A 19,987-nucleotide genomic window follows, 5' to 3' on the forward strand; every position below is an offset into this window, starting at 1 on the left:
CTCAGCGAAATCGGAAGACGGACAACACGCCGCAGATAAGTCTCTGCGCCGTCGGATGATCGCCGTCGGTGTCGCTGACATTCTCCTCACCAGCATCCGTCACGTCCAACCGCATCATGTAGTCGGCACTTCGCAGTCCGCTTCAAAGATGAACCTCGCAAGCAACGCAGGAGGAACTCGCTCCGCACTGTTTGACCACTCGTGATCGGTGGCCCCGACCCCCCAAAGGCTCGCAACCGAAGGCGGAACATTCGAGATGGGGTGACGGAAGGCCGACCGTTTATCGCTGAAAATCGGCGCGACCCGAGGGTTGGATCGCCCGCTTGCCCGAACACGCGTCCGTAATCCGGCATCGCAATGTTCAAATTCTCGTTCAATGTCCTATTCGCGAATGAAAGTTTCCGTACCGGGTCTCTGTGCTGTGAAACGCCAATTTACATTACTAATAAGGAACGCGGTATACATCCACGCTATGGATAAAGAGACATGCGTTTCAAAGGTCTTGATCTAAATCTCCTCGTCGCGCTCGACGCCTTGATGACCGAGCGTAACGTCACGGCGGCGGCACGCAGCATCAATCTCAGTCAGCCGGCGATGAGCGCAGCGGTTGCGCGGTTACGCACCTATTTCAACGATGAGCTCTTTACGATGAGTGGCCGCGAATTTGTCCCTACGCCACGTGCGGAAGGACTGGCCGCCGCGGTCAGGGAGACTCTGCAGCACATTCAGCTCTCCATCATTGCCTGGGAGCCCTTTAATCCGGCCCGATCGGATCGTCACTTCAGGATCATCGTTTCCGACTACGTGACGCTCGTGTTTTTCGAAAGGGTTGTGGAGCGTGCGACGCGTGAAGCTCCCTCCGTCAGCTTCGATTGTCGGCCTCCCGTGGACGACAATGAGGAGCTTCTGCGGCGCGGCGACGTCGATCTTCTGATTCTGCCGGAGATATTCATGTCAAACGCTCATCCTCGAGCGAAATTGTTCGACGATGTACACGTGTGTGTCGGCTGTCGTTCGAACAAGCAGCTGTCAGAGCCGCTCACATTCGAGAGATACATGTCGATGGGGCACGTTGTCGTTGGGTTCGGGGACTCCCTGAGGCTAGGCCTGGAGGAACGGTACTTGCTGGAGTATGGTCAAAAGAGACGGATCGACGTCGTCGTACACGGCTACAGCATGATTCCGCCCATGCTGTCGGAAACCGATCGTATAGGAACCATGCCCTTACGCCTGGCGCAGCATTTCGCGCAAATCCTGCCCCTTCAAATCGTCGAGCTTCCACTGCCACAACACCTTCCGTTCACCGAGGCCGTCCAATGGCCTGCGCTTCACGATAGTGATCCGGCCAGTCTTTGGCTGCGCGAGATGCTGGTAGAGGAGGCGTCCCGGCTGGCTTCTCCGCTTGCCGCGTTCGGGCTCCTCATCAATCCGGACCAGCACGAATATTGTGCGGCCCAGCTCTGATCCGCGGCCTTCACACGGGCCAAGCAAAAAAGGCGGCATGTCACCCCTTGGCGGCGAAGCGCGTCAACGCTGCCGGCGGCGATCCCGCTCTCCACGCACTTGGGCCGGTCGCCTAGATCAAGGATCAAGTTAGGGGTAGCTGTCTAGATCGGCCCCGCGAAGCTCGAATGATGCGGCGTTCGGGGGGCAGAATAATCCGAAGGTGCAGTCGCCGGTATATGGGCAGGCAGCTTGCCAACCAGCGCTCGGGCTCCAGCGATTATGATGTCACTCCTGAGCGTCCCACCTCTGGCTTAGCGCCGGCTGTCGGGATGTCGAGTCTGCGACACGGGAGTGTCCGGCCAGCTGTTGATTGCTCCCACTTTAGCTGGTGAACCCATCCGGGAACAAGGTCATGTGCAGTTGGCACAGCTTTTGACTATCAGGAAGCGAGGAAGAATGCGACATCCCCGATTGGGAATTCCGGCCCCTAGGAGTGCTTTACAACTATGGTGTCTTTAGATGAGTGGTGTCGATTCTCGCCCGAGGCTGAATGCCCCGATAATAATCCTCATCTCTGGCTTGAAGACATCGATGGCGAAGAAGCCCTCGTCTGGGTCGCGGAGCAATTGGCGAGAACACTGCACCTCTCGGCGGATCGCAGTTCTTTCCGCATATCGATGTGCTCCGCTACAGGAAGCTACTCGGAGGCGCGAGCTGGATTGACGAATACGGCGATCCCGACAACCCGAGGATTGGCCCTTTTTGATCGGTGTTTGGCCGACCATCGAGGCAGGGCGGAGCCCCGCATGCATATCTGGAAGTGATGGCGTTCGGTCAGTGGCCGATTCTTCGCGAAAACCGTGGGGCGCATGGATGAAAACAATCGTTATTCGCAATGCTGCCATCGTGGATGGCACCGCCGACCGTGCCGCGGATCGGGTTGATGTTCTGCTGGCGGATGGATTCGTTGCCGAAGTCGGAGAGCGCTTGAAGGTCCCGGCCGACGCCCGCATTTTTGACGCGGCGGGGCGCTTCGTCATGCCAGGGCTGATTGATTGTCACGTGCATGTGGTTGCCGTGAAAGGAGACCTCGCCGCGAACGCAGAGCTGCCCAACACGCTCGTCGCGCTCCATGCCGCAAATACCATGCGCGGAATGCTGAGCCGTGGCTTCACGACGGTCCGCGACATGGGCGGCGCCGATCAGGGCCTGGTGGACGCCGTCGAGCACGGGCTTATCGAGGGACCGCATCTTGTGATTTGCGGCAAGGCATTGTCTCAGACAGGCGGCCACACCGATTTTCGCGATAGGCACAATCGGCGCCCCGCGGATTATTACCTCGACCAGCTCGGTGCGCTTGGCCGCATTTGCGACGGCGAACCGGAAGTGCGACGGGCGGCCAGGGAGGAGCTGAAGGCGGGAGCGCGCTTCGTCAAGGTCATGGGCAGCGGAGGTGTTTGTTCGCCAACCGACCCGATAGATGCGGTCGCGTTCAGCCTTCCAGAACTGCAGGCGGTGGTCGAGGAAGCGGCGCACCAGCACACTTATGTTGCCGCTCACCTCTATACGGATGAAGCCATTGCCAGGGCGCTTGAGGCCGGGGTGCGGTCGATTGAGCACGGAAATCATATTACCCCGGCAACTGCCAAGCAGGTACGGAAGTCCGGCGCCGTAGTGGTTCCTACGAACATCACATATGCCGCTTTGGCACGCGAAGGCGCCGAACATGGGATGCCGGCGGCATCGCTCGAAAAGATCGATTTCGTCCTCACCGCGGGTCTGACGGCATTGGAGACCTTGCGCGAGGCCAGAGTAACAATGGGCTACGGCTCGGACCTACTCGGCGGGATGCACGAGTATCAAGCGCAAGAATTCGAGCTACGCGGCCGAGTTCTACCGGCACACGAAGTGATCCGCTCGGCCACCATGGATGCGGCTCGGGTCCTCCAGCTGGAGGAAAGGGTTGGGATCATCGCACCAGGGGCTTTCGCAGACGTGATCGTTATCGACGGCGATCCGCTGAAGGACCTGTCGATCCTTGCCGACCCCAAGCGCATTCGCACGATCATCAAAGGCGGCCGTGTTGTGAAAGACCGCTAACCGACGCGCTGCCCGAGCTCGCTGCTGTGAGAGCTCTATCAGGTCATTGGGATGGCTTTTCCGCGGGGGAGTGGCGCGCGGGACGAATATCCCCCCAGGCCGCCAGGAGGATGTAATTCGCTTCGTCACTGACTGGAAGAGCAATGCAGACTGCAGCCGCCGAATGAGCGTGTCAGGTACCTGACACGCCGATGTTCGCCCACTGTCTGGGCGCGCTCTCGTTGAAGCAGCCGCGCACATCGCGAAACAATGTCCCATTCTGTTGGCACATATTTTGAAGGTGACTTATCACGGTCGGACGAAGCTGCCGTCCTGCATTGTGGTGGAGAAGGCGGAAGCAACATGTCAGGGCTGCGTGAGATCATATCTTTTATTCTGATCGCTATAACTATCGCACTCTCAGTTTCCGCGCATGCTCTTGCGACCGCGACTTATCCGCTGCCTGCTGATCTGATCTACAGGACCTATCCGACGATCCCGTTTTCCGAGGCGAAGGAACTCGACGAACGTACGAAGCCGAGCGTCATGAAACGTCAGAGGAGCTTGCTTGAGGAGCGATACGATCTTTCTGACCGTCCCGTGAAAGGCGTGATGATGTCAGGTCGCCGGAAGGCGGTTCAGGCCGGCGTCCGCGTCAAACTCCCGAAGGGCGTAAGCTGGGACACATTGGCCACCAAGAGCCCAGACGAGATCAGAGACCAGGGTCTATTGCCGCGCGGCTTTCTGCCGCTGCCACATGTAAAGCAGGCGACGGGCGGCCAAGTCTTTCCCGAGGTGCAGGTCAATGAAATCGGCCGCCAGGAAGGCAGGGATCTCAGGCGTTTCGATGTCGACTTCGACCTCCCCGATCACCTGACGCCGGAGTTCCCGCCGCCAATCTTCCTGACCACGCATCCGGAACTTGGTGACGTGTCGCGTGGCGAGCTTCTGACGACCAGGAACTTCCATGACATCATGAGCGGCATCATCACGCCAGTGCAGATGGAAGGGCTTCGGCTGCTGCTAACGCCGTTTCCGCAAGAAGAGTTTAACGAGACCGAGGATCGCAAGGTTGCCGAAGAGAGCCTGGGTGTCGCCTGCCTGGACTGCCATTCCAACTTCCATACGAATGCCGCCTTCCACCTGACCCCTGACGTCCGGCCACAGGCGCAGCGGTTTCGTCTCGACACTACCAGCTTGCGTGGACTGTTCAATCAGCAGATTCATGGCTCAAAACGGTCTCTTCGGTCGATTGAAGACTTTACTGAGTTCGAGCAGCGCACTGCCTATTTCAACGGCGATCATGTGAGCGCGGCGCGAAAGGGCGTGAACCTGCTCGACCGCGCGAGTCAGGCCTCGCTGATGGCGCAGATGCAGAATATGATCGACTTCCCGCCAGCGCCCAAGCTGGACGCGTTAGGACGCCTCGATCCAAGCCTTGCGAGTGAGCAGGAATTGGAGGGCGAACGGGTATTTATGGGTAAGGGTCGCTGCGCCCTTTGCCATTTCCCGGGGACCGCCTTCATGGACAACAACATGCACGACCTGAAGCTTGAGCGCTTTTATAAGATGGGCGAAAAGGTCAATGATCTCGTGATGTCACCAGATGGTCCGATCAAGACCTTCACTCTGCGCGGCATCAAGGACTCTCCGCCCTATTTGCACGATGGGCGGCTGCTGACACTCGCCGATACGGTCGAGTTCTTCAATCTGGTTCTGGGAACAAAGCTTGCGCAGCAAGAGAAGGATGCGCTGGTTGCCTATCTGCTTGCCCTGTGAGGCCTCTCCGTCTGTGGTCCCCCCAAAAAACCTCTTCATGGCGGAATTCAGGAACGGCTGCCGGCTGGTACCGATAGTGTATTTGGATCGCCAGAGATTCTGGAGCAAGAAACACCGGCGCACCTCGCGCCTGGCTGCGTGTTGATCGGGTCGCGGTATTCCGCAAACGGATGTTTAGGAATTCGTCGAGCATGAAGAGCACCGGATTTTCTGGAATTCGGACTTGGCGAGCATGGGATCGAAGCCGGCCTTCAGCACCTCACGCAACCATCCCGAAAACGTTTTCGTCATGTCGAACGGGATCTGGATATAGACCGGTGTCAGGCCGTCAAGGAGCTTGGTAAGCGAAACCCTGGTTTCGAAGGCGTTTTCCGACGGGTGGATGCGAACAGGTTCTTCGCCACCATCTACCGCGCGGCCGTTGCCTTCCCGGAACCGATGAATCGCGTTGATCTCCGCCAGAAGCCACCCTGCGTCTCCGGCGAAGGCATCCTTGCTCTCCGTATTGGCAAGATGGTCGCGAGCGGCCAGGTCGTTGAACAGCCGATTGGCTTCGTTTTCAGGATAGCAAAACCAGTTTTCACCCTTGCCGGTGCGGATCGTCCGCGTTTCCCCCGCCCATTCATAAACGTCCTGAAAGAAGTGTCGGTGCAGCGCGCGATAGTGGGTGAAATCCAAATCGCCGTCCGGAAGCGCTTCCTCCGCACCTGAGTCGAACATCAATTGCTCGAATTCATCAAGCTGGTCCGGTCCTTGATATCCGCCTTGTTGCGCAGCACATGGCTGCCGGGATAGCATAGCGGATCTTCGACGGCATTGTAGCGGACCACCTGTCAGCCTTTTTTGAAGGCTTTGACGATCTCGCTACGGTAAGCCTCACCCTTGAGCCCACTTGCGGTCAGCGTCTTCGAAAGCGCCTTTGAAGCGGCATTCATCTCCAACCCTTCGACCTGGGCGAATTTGGCAGCCTTCTTGCCGCCGATGGGCTGCGTCACAAACTTGCCTGTCACCGCTGAGCGGGTTGTTTCCGTAGCTTTCGTCATGACTCACCTTACCATCTCCGCCGAGGCCAAAAAACACGGCCTTATTGCGCTGCACCTTCCTTTGTTTACTGCCAAACATTTTAACTGATGAAAGGGCCGTCGATCTCCGCGGCCACGGAGTTTTCCTGGCGGTTGCAGGGGAATCGCATGAGAGCTCATCCGTGTTGAACGTTCAAGACTGCGCAGAGGTATTCTTCGTACCTGGCGCTTGCTGGCCTTAACATCCGTACTTGATCTCGAAGTACAGGTGCTAGAATCCTACGAGGCTAGGGCCTGGCTTTGTGGCGACACCAGTGCATTGACGATCCGGACGCGTAGCGCTTGTTTCCGGCACTCATAGAATGTCGGGAACTGCTTGATGTCCTCCACTAGCTCGGCAATTTCCAAGCCGGCCAGGTACTCCTTGCGCGCACGCGCGTCCGGTTTTTGGAGCGCGTACCACTCGTGGGGCATCTTCTGGCGTTTTTGATTGTTTATGGTGCCCTCCAGTAGCTGGAGATTTGGCAGCCGGTTGTGCTTGTCGCCAAAAGACTCCCGCAATTGCTCGTTCACACCTGCCTTGCGGAGTTGGGCATCAGTGAAGCGGCCCTGGGGATAGATATGGTCGACATGGAAGTGGCGAGAGAGATCGAAGCCGGGAAATATCAGGGAGAGCAGGGCGAACGTCCGGCCGTCGCCATAGGGCAATTCCGAAAGCTCGTCGATCTCGACATCTGTAAAAGCTAGCGACTTTCCGCGCAGCGCCATGACAGCCTCAAGCTGCGCAACCGGAAATCCTTGCTGCGCATGAGCACTGATTTTCTCTCGGAGCGCCGTGAGAAGTGTGTCGAGCCCGCTTCCCCAGATACCTGATGCCTTGAGCAGGCTGCGAATGAGCCAGCTACGGATATTCTCGCGGTCGCCGGCGAATTCCGCGCGATTGAGATAGGAGCCGTCGAGCTTGCGGGCATAGAGATAATAGGCGATCGGCAGGATCGAGCTTTCGGCCCGAAGATTTTGATTGTTGAAGCCGAAGCTTGCAAGCAGCTGGACTGCCAGCATCATTGCGTCGCGGATCTTCGGCCAGTTCGTTTCCAGCACCGCCATGTTGGCCTTGTTGAAATTCTCGACCTTGAACCCGACGCTTCCGATGTCGGAAAGCATCAAGCCAGCCTTCAGGACCAAATCTTTGGTAAACTTAAATCCGTCACCTTCGTTGTTCATGTCATCCACAAGGGTGTGGATAGCCTCACGCGCGTCGACTTCCTCCCATTGCGCCACCGCAATCGACAGAAGCAGGTCAGAATAGGAGAGGGGGGTGCCCCCGCTGTTCATGCGGATGAAGATATTGAGGACGTGTTCGAGGCTCTGGTTTTCCTCCTCGTAGTACGTGATCACATCCTTGTCGTGGATCGTCCTGTGGAACAATCGCAGGGTCGCGCGGGCTGTCTTAACGCCCTCTTTGTCCAGGTCCAGGTCGTCGATGCTATCGACGAGAGCGTCGTAGTCCTCGGTGAGCACCCGCCCACATCGGAACCAGACTTCGCCTTTCTCCGGTGTCGCCGCCTGATAATCCGTCAGAAACTCGAAGTGAAATTTGCAGCCGCTCTCGAGGTTCGGTTCGCTGAGGAGGTTCAGATAAAGACGGCGTATGGGGAAAGCAGCATCCGTCGCCCAACGCTTGCCCGGCATTTTCCACGCGTAAGAGCCTCGCAACCCGATGTTCAGTGCGGTCATGCGCTGCTGGCCATCGAGGACGGCGGTGAGTTCTCGGTTCGGCGGATTCTTCAACAGTTCGCAATGGTAGCGGTCGCGTTCGTGATAATCGCGCACGAAGTCGTAGAATTTATATTCATTTCGGCGCTCCTGCGTGATTTTCCAGAAGAGGAAGGTCCCGAAGGGGTATCCTTGCATAAGGCTGTCGAATAGCTCGCAGATCTGCTCTGGCCACCAAACGAACTCGCGCTGGATTGCAGGCAGGATATAGTCCTGGGTGGCAATCTTCTCGAGCAACGCTTTAATAGTTCCACCCGGTTTGTACATATGCGGCCCTGTCACTCCCTGTAGCTTTGATTGAGAGCTAGCACACGGTAAAGTGGCGACACAATAAGAAACTGGAATGCCAGTCTTCGTGGGCCGTCGAATTTCCGCGTCCGATACAGCGGGTCTCAGTGGAGTCCCTGTGGATGACACCGACCGGCGGCTGGGAAGGGAAGCAGCTCGCGCGATCTCCTCTTCGAGGGTCAGTCAGCCCCGTCGGCCGTTCGGAGGCGAAGCCGATCAATCCTCCGTTTGTGCGGTCGATGACGCCGACGCATAGGCATGTTGGTGACGCGTACCCATGCCGCGTTCTCAATTCAAGCCGGGGCGGTGAGGACGTAAACTCGCTGAATAAGGCTTAAAGCGATCCCCGATCAGACTTCCCGCGAAGGCAAGCTCAGCATGGGGCTGCCCCAAATCTGGCGACGACAGCGCTGTATGCTTTGTCGGATCCGCAACACACGCTTGTTGCGCGGTATGGTTCGTCGTGTCGGGGCTAAATAGCTGAAAACAAACAAAAGAGTTTTCCGTAGGCTCGATCAGCCAAATTGGCACGAGTTTTGAACCCTTCATTGCGAGGCGGCCCGGGCTGCCAACCGCCATTGCGCGATGGATGGAACGAAGGAAGGAAGGCAACATGTCAGATTTGCGTCAAATCGCATTCTACGGCAAGGGGGGCATCGGCAAGTCCACCACCTCCCAGAATACGCTCGCGGCCCTGGTCGATCTCGGGCAGAAGATCCTGATCGTCGGCTGCGACCCCAAAGCCGACTCCACCCGCCTTATCCTGAACTCGAAAGCGCAGGACACGGTTCTTCATCTAGCGGCAGAAGAAGGTTCGGTGGAAGACCTCGAACTCGAGGACGTGCTCAAGGTAGGCTACAAAGGCATCAAATGCGTGGAGTCCGGTGGCCCGGAGCCGGGCGTCGGGTGCGCCGGCCGCGGGGTCATCACCTCAATCAACTTCCTTGAGGAGAACGGCGCCTATGACGACGTCGACTACGTCTCCTACGACGTGCTCGGCGACGTGGTATGCGGCGGCTTCGCCATGCCGATCCGCGAGAACAAGGCGCAAGAGATCTACATTGTCATGTCCGGCGAAATGATGGCGCTCTATGCCGCCAACAACATCGCCAAGGGTATCCTGAAATATGCGCATTCTGGCGGCGTGCGGCTCGGCGGGTTGATTTGCAATGAGCGTCAGACCGACCGCGAGCTCGATCTCTCCGAGGCGCTGGCTGCCAAGCTCAATTCCAAGCTCATTCACTTCGTGCCACGTGACAACATCGTCCAGCACGCCGAGCTCAGGAAGATGACGGTGATCCAGTATGCGCCGGATTCCAAGCAGGCCGGGGAATATCGCGCGCTCGCCGAGAAGATCCATGCCAATTCGGGCCAGGGCACCGTGCCGACACCGATCACCATGGAGGAGCTCGAGGACATGCTGCTCGACTTCGGCATCATGAAGACCGACGAGCAGATGCTTGCGGAGCTTCAGGCCAAGGAAGCTACGCTGGCGGCTGCCCATTAACCTCCCCCGCCGCCGGCGGGAGCGCGCCGGCATCGACCCCGGCGCGCTCTTCCTAAAGAACAACGCCTCGTCGGCGAGGCGTCACCGAACCTGAAAGGGAACAGGGCCCATGAGCCTCGACCATGAGAATGACGGCGCTCTCCACGAGAAACTTATCGAGCAGGTGCTGTCGCGTTATCCAGACAAGGCGGCTAAGCGCCGCAAGAAGCACCTGAGCGTCGCAAAGAGTGGAGACGAGGCCGGCAAGGAAGGAGAGATCCTTTCCGAATGCGACGTCAAGTCGAACATCAAGTCCATTCCCGGCGTGATGACGATCCGCGGCTGCGCCTATGCCGGCTCCAAGGGTGTCGTGTGGGGTCCGGTCAAGGATATGGTCCATATCTCACACGGGCCGGTCGGTTGCGGCCAGTATTCCTGGTCGCAGCGGCGCAATTACTATGTAGGCACGACGGGCATCGATACATTTGTGACGCTGCAGTTCACCTCCGACTTCCAGGAGAAGGACATCGTTTTCGGGGGCGACAAGAAGCTGGAAACGATCATCGACGAGATCGAAGAGCTGTTCCCGTTGAACAATGGCATCAGCATTCAATCGGAATGCCCGATCGGCCTGATCGGTGACGACATCGAGGCGGTGTCGCGTAAAAAGGCCGATGAGCACGACAAAACGATAGTGCCAGTGCGCTGCGAGGGCTTCCGCGGCGTCTCGCAATCGCTTGGCCACCACATTGCCAATGACGCGATACGCGACTGGGTCCTCGACAAAACGGAAGTGGACTTCGACGCCGGCCCTTTCGATGTCAACATCATTGGCGACTACAATATCGGCGGCGACGCGTGGGCGAGCCGCATTCTCCTTGAGGAAGTGGGGCTGCGCGTGGTCGGCAACTGGTCGGGGGACGCGACCCTCGCTGAGGTCGAGCGGGCGCCGAAGGCCAAGCTTAACCTCATCCACTGCTACCGGTCGATGAACTACATCTGCCGGCACATGGAGGAAAAGTACGGCATTCCCTGGATGGAATATAATTTCTTCGGCCCCTCCCAGATCGAAGCGTCCCTGCGCAAGATAGCCAAGCATTTCGGACCGACGATCGAGGACAAGACCGAAGCGGTCATTGCCAAGTACCGCCCATTGGTCGACGCGGTGATCGACAAGTATTGGCCGCGCCTCAAAGGCAAGACCGTGATGCTCTATGTCGGCGGCTTGCGTCCTCGCCACGTCATCACAGCCTATGAGGACCTCGGCATGGAGATCGTCGGTACCGGCTACGAGTTCGCCCACAACGACGACTATCAGCGCACCGGGCACTACGTAAAAGAGGGTACGCTCATTTATGACGACGTGACCGGTTACGAGCTGGAAAAGTTCATCGAGGGGATCCGCCCTGATCTGGTTGGCTCCGGCATCAAGGAAAAGTATCCGGTGCAGAAGATGGGCATTCCGTTCCGTCAGATGCATTCCTGGGATTATTCCGGGCCGTATCACGGTTACGACGGCTTCGCCATTTTCGCCCGTGACATGGATCTGGCGATCAACAGCCCGGTCTGGGACCTCTACGACGCCCCCTGGAAGAAAAAGGCCGGGCCGCCAATGGCGCTGGCTGCCGAGTGAAAGCCAGGGCCTCCGAGGAGCAGGGGGCCCTACATGTCCCCGACCCCAATTCGGGGGAAATCCGAAACATCTCGACATCCCCTGTGCCGCCGTCTGGTGCGCCAGATGAAAAGAGGTAACCACCATGCCGCAGTCGGCCGAAAAAGTTCTCGACCACGCTCCGCTTTTCCGCGAGCCGGAATACAGGAAGATGCTTGCCGAGAAAAGGCTGAATTTTGAATGTCCGCACCCGGACCAGATCGTTACCGATCAGCGCGAATACACCAAGAGCTGGGAGTACCGCGAAAAGAACCTCGCCCGCGAAGCGCTTGTCGTGAACCCCGCCAAAGCCTGCCAGCCGCTCGGAGCTGTGTTCGCGGCCGCAGGCTTCGAGCGGACCATGTCCTTCGTCCATGGCAGCCAGGGCTGCGTTGCCTACTACCGTTCGCACCTGTCGCGGCATTTCAAGGAGCCTTCATCGGCGGTTTCGTCCTCGATGACGGAGGACGCGGCGGTGTTCGGAGGTCTGAAGAACATGGTCGACGGGCTCGCCAACACCTATACGCTCTATGATCCGAAGATGATTGCCGTCTCAACCACCTGTATGGCGGAGGTCATCGGCGACGACCTGCACGGCTTCATCGAAAATGCCAGGAACGAAGGCTCGGTCCCGCCCGACTTCGATGTTCCTTTCGCACACACGCCCGCCTTCGTAGGCAGTCATGTCGATGGCTACGACGTCATGGTCAAGGGCATTCTAGAGCACTTCTGGAAGGGCCAGGAGCGCAAGGAAACCGGTGGAACGATCAACATCATTCCCGGATTCGACGGCTTCTGCGTCGGGAACAACCGTGAGCTCAAGCGCCTGCTCGACTTGATGGAGGTGTCCTACACCTTCCTCCAGGATGCCTCCGACCAATTCGACACGCCGTCGGACGGCATGTATCGCATGTATGACGGCGGCACGATGATCAAGGACGTGAAGGCGGCACTCAGTGCCGAAGCGACACTGTCGCTGCAGCACTACAATACCCGCAAGACGCTGGAATACTGCAAAGAGGTCGGGCAAGCGACGGCCTCGTTCCATTATCCTCTCGGGGTGAAGGCGACTGACGAATTCCTGATGAAGGTCTCGGAGATTTCCGGCAAGGATATCCCAGCGGCAATCGGTATGGAGCGCGGCCGACTAGTCGACGCCATGGCGGACAGCCAGGCCTGGCTGCATGGCAAGAAATACGCAATCTACGGCGATCCTGACTTCGTCTACGCCGTCGCCCGGTTCGTCATGGAGACGGGCGGTGAGCCGACCCACTGCCTCGCCACCAATGGCACGGCAGCCTGGGAAGCCGAAATGAAGGAGCTGCTTCAATCCTCGCCCTTCGGCAAGGATGCGCAGGTCTGGGCGGGCAAGGACCTCTGGGCGATGCGCTCGCTGCTCTTCACCGAGCCGGTGGACCTGCTGATCGGCAATTCCTACGGCAAGTACCTGGAGCGCGACACCGGCACGCCGCTGATCCGGCTGATGTTCCCGATCTTCGACCGGCACCACCATCATCGCTTCCCTCTCATGGGCTACCAAGGGGGTCTCCGCGTTTTGACGGCAATCCTCGACAAGATCTTCGACAGGCTCGACCGCGAGACGAGCGAGACGGGTGTGACGGACTATTCTTTCGACCTGACCCGCTAAAGCGGCGGTTGGCCTTTGCTCAAAGGCCGACCGTCTTCCAGATGGAGTTGAAAAACCGGCGCAATGTCACCGCTCACTGTCAAAATCAATGATGTCTTCGACGAGCCCGCCTGCGAGAAGAACCGCAGCAAGGATGCAAAGGCGCGCCAGAAAGGCTGCTCGAAGCCGCTGACACCCGGGGCGGCAGCCGGCGGCTGCGCGTTCGACGGGGCCAAGATCGTGCTGCAGCCGATCACCGACGTCGCGCACCTGATCCATGCACCGCTCGCCTGTGAGGGCAATTCCTGGGACAACCGCGGCGCTGTTTCGTCGGGGCCATCGCTATGGCGCACCAGCTTCACGACAGACCTCACCGAGCTCGACGTGGTGATGGGGCAGGGGGAGCGGAAGCTTTTCAAGGCGATCCGCGAGATCAAGGAAAGGCATGCTCCGCCGGCGGTCTTCGTCTATTCGACTTGCGTGACGGCACTGATCGGTGACGACATCGAGGCAGTCTGCAGGCGCGCGGCTGAAAAGTTCGGCTTGCCGGTGGTGCCGGTCAACGCGCCGGGCTTCGTCGGCTCCAAGAATCTTGGCAACAAGCTTGCCGGCGAGGCCTTGCTCGATCATGTCATCGGCACGGTCGAGCCCGACGATATAGGCCCCCACGACATCAATATCCTCGGCGAATTCAACCTTTCCGGCGAGTTCTGGCTGGTGAAGCCGCTCCTTGACCGGCTCGGCATTCGGGTGCGCGCCTGCATTCCGGGCGACGCGCGTTACCTCGACGTGGCCTCCGCACATCGTGCTCGGGCGGCCATGCTGGTGTGCTCGACCGCGCTCATAAATCTTGCCCGCAAGATGGAGGAGCGCTGGGACATCCCGTTCTTCGAGGGCTCTTTCTACGGCATCACCGACACCTCGGAAGCCCTCCGGCAGATCGCCAAGCTGCTTGTGAACAAGGGCGCCGATCCGGAGCTGATACAGCGCACGGAAACACTGATCGAGAAGGAGGAGGCGATTGCGTGGAAGAAGCTTGAGGCGTATCGGCCGAGGCTTGAAGGCAAGCGCGTCCTGCTCAATACCGGAGGCGTGAAGTCCTGGTCGGTCGTCCATGCGCTGATGGAGATCGGCGTCGAGATCGTCGGCACCTCCGTCAAGAAATCGACGGTCGAGGACAAGGAGCGCATCAAGCAGATCCTCAAGGACGAGAACCACATGTTCGAGTCGATGTCTGCGCGCGAGCTCTACGACATGCTTTCAGAAGGCAAGGCCGACATCATGCTGTCGGGCGGGCGCACGCAATTCATCGCGCTGAAGGCAAAGACGCCTTGGGTCGATATCAACCAGGAGCGACACCACCCCTATGCCGGCTACGACGGCATGGTGGAGCTTGTACGCCAGATCGACCTTGCCATTCACAACCCGATCTGGCGCCAGGTGCGGGAGCCGGCACCATGGGAATACCAACCTGCCGTGGAGGAAGAACTTCCTGGCACGCAGAGTGGACCCGAGACACTCCACGCCTTCGAAAAAGTATTCGCACAACAGCCGACGAAATCGGCGATCGTTGAGGAAAACCGATGACCCGCATCCTCCCCCAAACCAAATCGATGGCGGTCAATCCGCTAAAGTCCTCGCAGCCGCTGGGTGCCGCGCTCGCCTTTCTGGGAGTCAATGATGCGGTACCCTTGTTCCATGGCAGCCAGGGCTGCACCAGCTTCGCCCTCGTCCTGCTCGTGCGGCATTTCAAGGAAGCCGTCCCGTTGCAGACGACGGCGATGGACGAGGTGGCGACGATCCTCGGCGGCATGGACCATCTGGAAGAGGCGATCCTCAATCTGAAGACCCGCACCAACCCGGAACTGATCGGGGTCTGTACCACTGCGCTGGAGGAAACCCGTGGCGAGGATTTTGCAAGGGATCTCTCGAACATCAAGATGATGCACGCGAAAGAACTCGCAGGCACGGAGATCGTGCTGGCCAACACGCCGGATTTCGACGGTGCGATCGAGGAGGGCTGGGCCAAGGCTGTCACAGCCCTGCTTCAAAGCATTACGCTGCGCGGCGAGCAGGTCCGGCAGTCGAAGAAGATAGCGATCCTGCCAGGCTGGAACCTCACGGTCGCCGACATCGAGCATGTGCGCGAGACGGTGGAAAGCTTCGGACTCAAGGCGGTGATTTTGCCTGATCTCTCCGGCTCGCTCGACGGTACGGTGCCTGACGACCGTTGGGTGCCGACCACCTATGGCGGCACGGGCGTCAAGGATATCGAGGAGCTTGGCACGGCGGTGCAGTGCATCGCAATCGGCGAGCACATGCGCCGCCCGGCGGAGGTGCTGGAGAGACTGACCGGAGTGCCTTACGCATTGTTCCAGTCGCTCATAGGATTGAAGGACACAGACCGTTTCGTCTCCCTGCTTTCCGCGATTTCCGGTGCGCCGGCGCCTGCGAAAATCCGCCGTCGCCGCGCACAGCTGCAGGACGCCTTGCTCGACGGACATTTTCATTTCGGCGGCAAAAAGATTGCCATCGCTGCGGAGCCAGACCAGCTTTACCAGCTCGCCACCTTCTTTACCGGCATGGGCGCCGAAATCTCAGCGGCCGTCACAACAACCGGCACCTCGAACATTCTTGAGAAAGTGCCTGCCAAACAGGTCCAGGTCGGTGATCTTGGCGACCTCGAAAAACTTGCCGGAGGCGCTGATCTGCTTGTCACCCATTCGCACGGACGGCAAGCGGTCGAGCGCCTAGGCATTCCGTTTATGCGCGTCGGGTTCCCGATCTTCGACCGACTGGGCAGTCAGCACAAGCTTACGACCCTCTATCAGGGGACACGCGACCTGATCTTCGATGTCGCCAACATCTTCCAGGCGAACCAGCATGCGCCGACGCCTCAATCACTCGATCCGTTCCGTAACCGGGAAATGCCAGATGACAGCCCCCCGCCGACTTTCTCTCGTCACTGACGAGGTTCACTCAACGGGGCCGAAAGGGAAACCAGGTTCATTGCGTATAGCGATCGCCACGCAGGATATGAAGAGCCTCAACGCCCATTTCGGATCGGCCAAGCGCTTCGCCGTCTATGACGTCACGTCCGATGGCTGGAGTTTCGTGGAAGCCGTCGCTTTTGAAGATGTTTCGGACGAGAGCGGCAAACACCGGACCGAGGGCGATGACCGCATCGCTCCGAAAGTGGAGGCGTTGAAGGGCTGCCATCTCCTATTCTGTCTGGCCATCGGCGGGCCCTCAGCAGCCAAAGTCGTTTCGGCAAAAATCCATCCGATCAAAGTGCCGCAGCCCCAATCCATTGAAGACGTATTAACCCGCACCCAGACCATGCTCAGGACGGCTCCTCCGCCCTGGCTGCGCAAGGTGCTGACGGAAGCGGGCGCCGCAGAAAAACAATCGTTTGAGGATGAGGACTGAACGATGAGAACACCATCGGACACCGCGGTCATCCGTGCCGTCGACCCGGACCAGAGGGCCCTTGCTACGCCTTTTCTCAAAAGCCTCACACGCCTGATCCGCGCACAGGACACCTATGGAATGTGGGAGGATAAATCCGACGCCGACCTGCTGGCCGACTTCATCGTCACGAAGGAGCAGCGCCGTGAGATCCCGATCATCGGAGATCCCGATCCGGACGTGCTGTGGAGGCTCCAGATTTTCTACACCTGCGCGGCGCTTGCAATCGAGGAGCGCTCCGGACTGCTTGCATCGTCGACCATGATGATGAGCCCTGAGGGCTTCGGTCGCGTGGTACTCACCACCGGCCGATTGGTGGTTCTTTCGAAGACCCTGCGCGATGTCCATCGGTTCGGCTTCGACACACTTGGAAAACTTGCGAAGGCGGGTGCGAAACTGGTCGATGATGCCATAGCCGCAATTGAAGCCTATCCCGACGCGGCACGGGCGTGATGGAGCCGATTTTCACGCAACGGGATCGTGTAAGGCCTTGAGGACGTCCGATGGCCAGCCCACTCAACCGAGGCGAGGCCGATTTGGTTCTCGGGATAGTGCTGATGAAGCCATTGGTCCTGATCTGTTCACACGATGTGGAGCTATATCTTTTCTTGAGCCACATTTTGGGGGCGGACGGCTTCGCGAGTGAGGCGGCAGGTGACGTGAAGGAAGCACTTGCATTGGCCAATGAAAGGGAACTCCAGGCAGTAGTGTTGGACTGTGCGCCAACGAATGCGACAGGTTCCACAATCTGCGCCCGGCTCAAAGGGGAGCCCCGGACCGGGGGCTTGCCCGTTATTGCCCTGATCGCACCCGGCGCTGATAATCAACACCTCGATCTCTTCAAGGCGGGCATTGACGAGAGCTTTGTGCGGCCGATCGCACCGGCTAAGCTCCTTGAATGTCTACGAACGAAGCTGGCGCTGCCGGAGCCTGGTTCAAACGGGACGGAAAACGGCAGCTGGCTCTGCTGCGGCAGCCTTGAGATGAAGCCCGATGCCCACCGAGTTCGGGGTAATGGATACGACATCCATCTCGGCCCGATCGAGTTCAACCTGCTGCGGCATTTGCTTGAGGCTCCCGGGAAGGTCTTTAGCCGAGACGAGCTGATCGACGCGGCATGGCCGGATAATATTCATATCGGTGCACGCACCGTCGACGTCCACATCAGCCGGATCAGAAAGGCGCTGAAGACAGCCTCCCCCGGCAGTGTCATCCGTACCGTCAGGTCCGCCGGCTACTCGCTCGAGGAGCCGGACCGCTAAAAAGCGAATGGGTGTGGTGCTATTTCCATCTCCATCGTGCTGAGGGCAAGTCTTGCTGCTTCGAAACGCGCCTACAGCAAAAGCGTACTCAGTTGACGGGAGCTGACCGGGTCTATTCCGGGAACTGAACAACGCAAATGACAGTGCCGTGGTCGAGGGCCTTAACTGCGAGTCTGGACGGTCGCGCTCTTGCCGGAGTTCGGCGGGGATCAATGGCCCCACTCACGTTGTCATCGATAGCATCTCGTGTTTTCAGTCGTCCGGCCCGACCCGCCCGTTGAGTTCACCGGCCGGCACATGCCGGCACTCGTTCTGGCCTTTTGCGCCACGATCTGACGATCGCCGTATCGGCGAGCCGCGTTTGGACCCGCTTCGTCGTGAAGAACCCCCATGTCGCCCAGGTAGAATTCAATCGCAAGGCGGGCGAGGGGGCACAGGTGGCGCGCAGATGGAGCGGCCGCTTGCAATCGGCGATGGCGAGATCCGCCACCGCCTGAGGGACCGAGGCGTGAAGGGGACGATGACGACGAGCCTAGCGGTAGCCGACGCAGTCATGGTGTCCAATCTGATTCCCTCATCCCGAATACGTTTTGAGTTGTCCGTCGCCACGCGTTTCTGGCGGCGCGAAGCGCGTGAATACGTGTCTAGAACCTGACAGTGGCAGAAAACATGTCAGGTTTAGCGCAATCGGCTATCTTGGCCCATGGAGGTTTTTCGAAGCGTGATCATGCGCTTACTGTCCGCTAGGCGCGGTGGCACGGGCTTTGCTAATTGACGTGTGGCAACCTGAGTGAAGGTTGGGGACACGCACACCCGCGAGACGCGCGATGCTTCTCCTTTCCTTAAACCCGTGTGCCTCTACTGGGAGGAAAACAAGCTCCTGCATGTACGAAGTAGGATTGCCGGCTGAAATCGTGTTTCGAGGAAGAAGTCTGAAATGAGGAGAATGTGAGCATTGGCGGTTCCCACCCGGACGTGCTGTGGAGACTCGACATGTTCTACGCTGCCGTGAGGCGAAGGCCTGTACGAAACTGGTCGACGGAAGCGACTGCAGCCATTGAAGCGTACCCGACGCGGTGCGGGCGTGATGAAACGATTTTCGAGGAAGGATGAATGTCAGACCTTGAGGAGTTGCAGCAGAAGGTCCGCAAGCTGCAGTCGCGTGCGGGAGCTGCGAAGATGGAATTGCACGACCTTGCCGAGGACCTCCCCGTCAATTGGACAGAGATCAAGGCCGTTGCCGAGAAAACCTTCTCCGTTTTTGCTGAGTTGGACGCGGCCAAGAGAGATCTCGCTGCGTCGGAGAATTCGCGATGACGAGCGCTTTCGTCACCCGCGACGGCTCCAAATGGATGCCGGAGTACCTCACCGCTATTGATGGCACGACCTGCATTGGTTGCGGCCGCTGCTTCAAGGTGTGCTCGCGCGAGGTTATGCACCTTTACGGCGTCGATGATGCAGGTGAAGTCCTCGGCATCTGCGACGGCGAGGACGATGACTTCGATGGCGAGCTCAATCGCATGATCATGGTCGTCGACCATGCCGGGCGCTGCATCGGCTGCGGAGCCTGCTCCCGCGTCTGCCCGAAGAGCTGCCAGTCCCATATTGCGGCCGATAAGGTCGCTGCATGATCTGGTGGACAAACGAGGAGAACGGCGTTGCCCTTTAGAATCTTTTGTCGCATTCTGTTGCTGGTCCTATGCATCAACGCTCTGACTGTCTACTTCGCTTCTCATTCCCTCCGCATAGTAGTCGTCACGACGCTGGCTAGTTCGCTGCTCCTCCAGGTCGCCTATTTCGCAAGCGTGCTCTTTCTGATCTGGCGGTCTAGTCGTGCTAGTAGAGCTGGCCAAATGGTTAAGCAATTCGGTAGTTGCAAGGAAGTTGGATACTAGCCGAAGACGATGACGAGGTCAGGAATGAATCTTCAGACGTGCCTCAACTCGTTCAGATGGGCGGCATATCGCTGCTCCGTTGAGGCGCGGTGATAAGGCAGAGCTCAGATTCGCGCCACTTAGATCAACCCGCGTGACCTTGCCCCGTTGAAATAATCCATTTTGAAGTAAGCTCTGGCCCATTGAGAGGACCAGAGAATGAAGCGCA

17 protein-coding genes are annotated in these 19,987 nt (G+C 58.8%); 14 read left to right on the forward strand and 3 right to left on the reverse strand.

Annotation, left to right across the window (positions count from 1 at the left end; translation table 11 throughout):
- Positions 1-486: 486 nt before the first annotated feature.
- The 3 genes from CO664_RS29040 to CO664_RS29050 all read left to right on the forward strand — a co-directional run bounded on the left by CO664_RS29040 (position 487) and on the right by CO664_RS29050 (position 5,304).
- Positions 487-1,464, forward strand: coding sequence for a LysR family transcriptional regulator (locus CO664_RS29040; protein ID WP_097527955.1), 978 nt, complete (start codon positions 487-489; stop codon positions 1,462-1,464).
- An 855-nt stretch (positions 1,465-2,319) separates the two neighbouring features.
- Complete coding sequence (locus CO664_RS29045) at positions 2,320-3,546, forward strand: amidohydrolase family protein (protein ID WP_097527956.1); 1,227 nt, start codon at positions 2,320-2,322, stop codon at positions 3,544-3,546.
- A gap of 342 nt (positions 3,547-3,888) precedes the next feature.
- A complete protein-coding gene (locus CO664_RS29050; protein WP_097527957.1) occupies positions 3,889-5,304 on the forward strand; it encodes a cytochrome B6 in 1,416 nt (471 codons plus the stop codon).
- Positions 5,305-5,478: 174 nt separating this feature from the next.
- Here the strand turns inward: CO664_RS29050 and CO664_RS31515 are convergent, their stop codons facing one another.
- The 3 genes from CO664_RS31515 to CO664_RS29070 all read right to left on the reverse strand — a co-directional run bounded on the left by CO664_RS31515 (position 5,479) and on the right by CO664_RS29070 (position 8,369).
- A complete protein-coding gene (locus tag CO664_RS31515) occupies positions 5,479-6,102 on the reverse strand; it encodes a Fic family protein (protein WP_234819665.1) in 624 nt (207 codons plus the stop codon).
- Between the two features lie 35 nt (positions 6,103-6,137).
- Complete coding sequence (locus CO664_RS29065; RefSeq protein ID WP_018097456.1) at positions 6,138-6,347, reverse strand: hypothetical protein; 210 nt, start codon at positions 6,345-6,347, stop codon at positions 6,138-6,140.
- A gap of 258 nt (positions 6,348-6,605) precedes the next feature.
- On the reverse strand, positions 6,606-8,369 hold the full coding sequence (locus CO664_RS29070) for a DUF262 domain-containing protein (protein WP_097527958.1): 1,764 nt from the start codon (positions 8,367-8,369) through the stop codon (positions 6,606-6,608).
- 634 nt (positions 8,370-9,003) lie between these two features.
- On the opposite strand from CO664_RS29070, the gene nifH reads away from it, so the two are divergent.
- The 11 genes from nifH to CO664_RS29125 all read left to right on the forward strand — a co-directional run bounded on the left by nifH (position 9,004) and on the right by CO664_RS29125 (position 19,779).
- Positions 9,004-9,897, forward strand: coding sequence for a nitrogenase iron protein (gene nifH, locus CO664_RS29075; RefSeq protein WP_028003516.1), 894 nt, complete (start codon positions 9,004-9,006; stop codon positions 9,895-9,897).
- 109 nt (positions 9,898-10,006) lie between these two features.
- A complete protein-coding gene (nifD, locus tag CO664_RS29080; protein ID WP_097527959.1) occupies positions 10,007-11,509 on the forward strand; it encodes a nitrogenase molybdenum-iron protein alpha chain in 1,503 nt (500 codons plus the stop codon).
- Between the two features lie 124 nt (positions 11,510-11,633).
- A complete protein-coding gene (nifK, locus tag CO664_RS29085) occupies positions 11,634-13,175 on the forward strand; it encodes a nitrogenase molybdenum-iron protein subunit beta (protein WP_097527960.1) in 1,542 nt (513 codons plus the stop codon).
- 63 nt (positions 13,176-13,238) lie between these two features.
- Positions 13,239-14,741, forward strand: a complete 1,503-nt coding sequence (gene nifE, locus CO664_RS29090; RefSeq protein ID WP_097527961.1) for a nitrogenase iron-molybdenum cofactor biosynthesis protein NifE — start codon at positions 13,239-13,241, stop codon at positions 14,739-14,741.
- A complete protein-coding gene (gene nifN, locus CO664_RS29095) occupies positions 14,738-16,123 on the forward strand; it encodes a nitrogenase iron-molybdenum cofactor biosynthesis protein NifN (protein WP_097527962.1) in 1,386 nt (461 codons plus the stop codon). Before nifE ends, nifN begins: the two co-directional genes overlap by 4 nt.
- Positions 16,089-16,583, forward strand: a complete 495-nt coding sequence (gene nifX / locus CO664_RS29100; protein ID WP_097527963.1) for a nitrogen fixation protein NifX — start codon at positions 16,089-16,091, stop codon at positions 16,581-16,583. The genes nifN and nifX overlap by 35 nt, the downstream gene beginning before the upstream one ends.
- A 3-nt stretch (positions 16,584-16,586) precedes the next feature.
- Complete coding sequence (locus CO664_RS29105) at positions 16,587-17,075, forward strand: NifX-associated nitrogen fixation protein (RefSeq protein WP_097527964.1); 489 nt, start codon at positions 16,587-16,589, stop codon at positions 17,073-17,075.
- 50 nt (positions 17,076-17,125) lie between these two features.
- Positions 17,126-17,884, forward strand: coding sequence for a response regulator transcription factor (locus tag CO664_RS29110; RefSeq protein ID WP_234819666.1), 759 nt, complete (start codon positions 17,126-17,128; stop codon positions 17,882-17,884).
- A gap of 1,113 nt (positions 17,885-18,997) precedes the next feature.
- Complete coding sequence (locus CO664_RS29115; protein WP_097527965.1) at positions 18,998-19,201, forward strand: CCE_0567 family metalloprotein; 204 nt, start codon at positions 18,998-19,000, stop codon at positions 19,199-19,201.
- On the forward strand, positions 19,198-19,515 hold the full coding sequence (gene fdxB, locus CO664_RS29120) for a ferredoxin III, nif-specific (RefSeq protein WP_097527966.1): 318 nt from the start codon (positions 19,198-19,200) through the stop codon (positions 19,513-19,515). Before CO664_RS29115 ends, fdxB begins: the two co-directional genes overlap by 4 nt.
- A 57-nt stretch (positions 19,516-19,572) precedes the next feature.
- A complete protein-coding gene (locus CO664_RS29125) occupies positions 19,573-19,779 on the forward strand; it encodes an exopolysaccharide production repressor protein (protein WP_234819668.1) in 207 nt (68 codons plus the stop codon).
- Positions 19,780-19,987 lie beyond the last annotated feature (208 nt).

The organism is Sinorhizobium sp. NG07B (genome assembly GCF_002532005.1).
GTDB lineage: Bacteria > Pseudomonadota > Alphaproteobacteria > Rhizobiales > Rhizobiaceae > Sinorhizobium > Sinorhizobium fredii_C.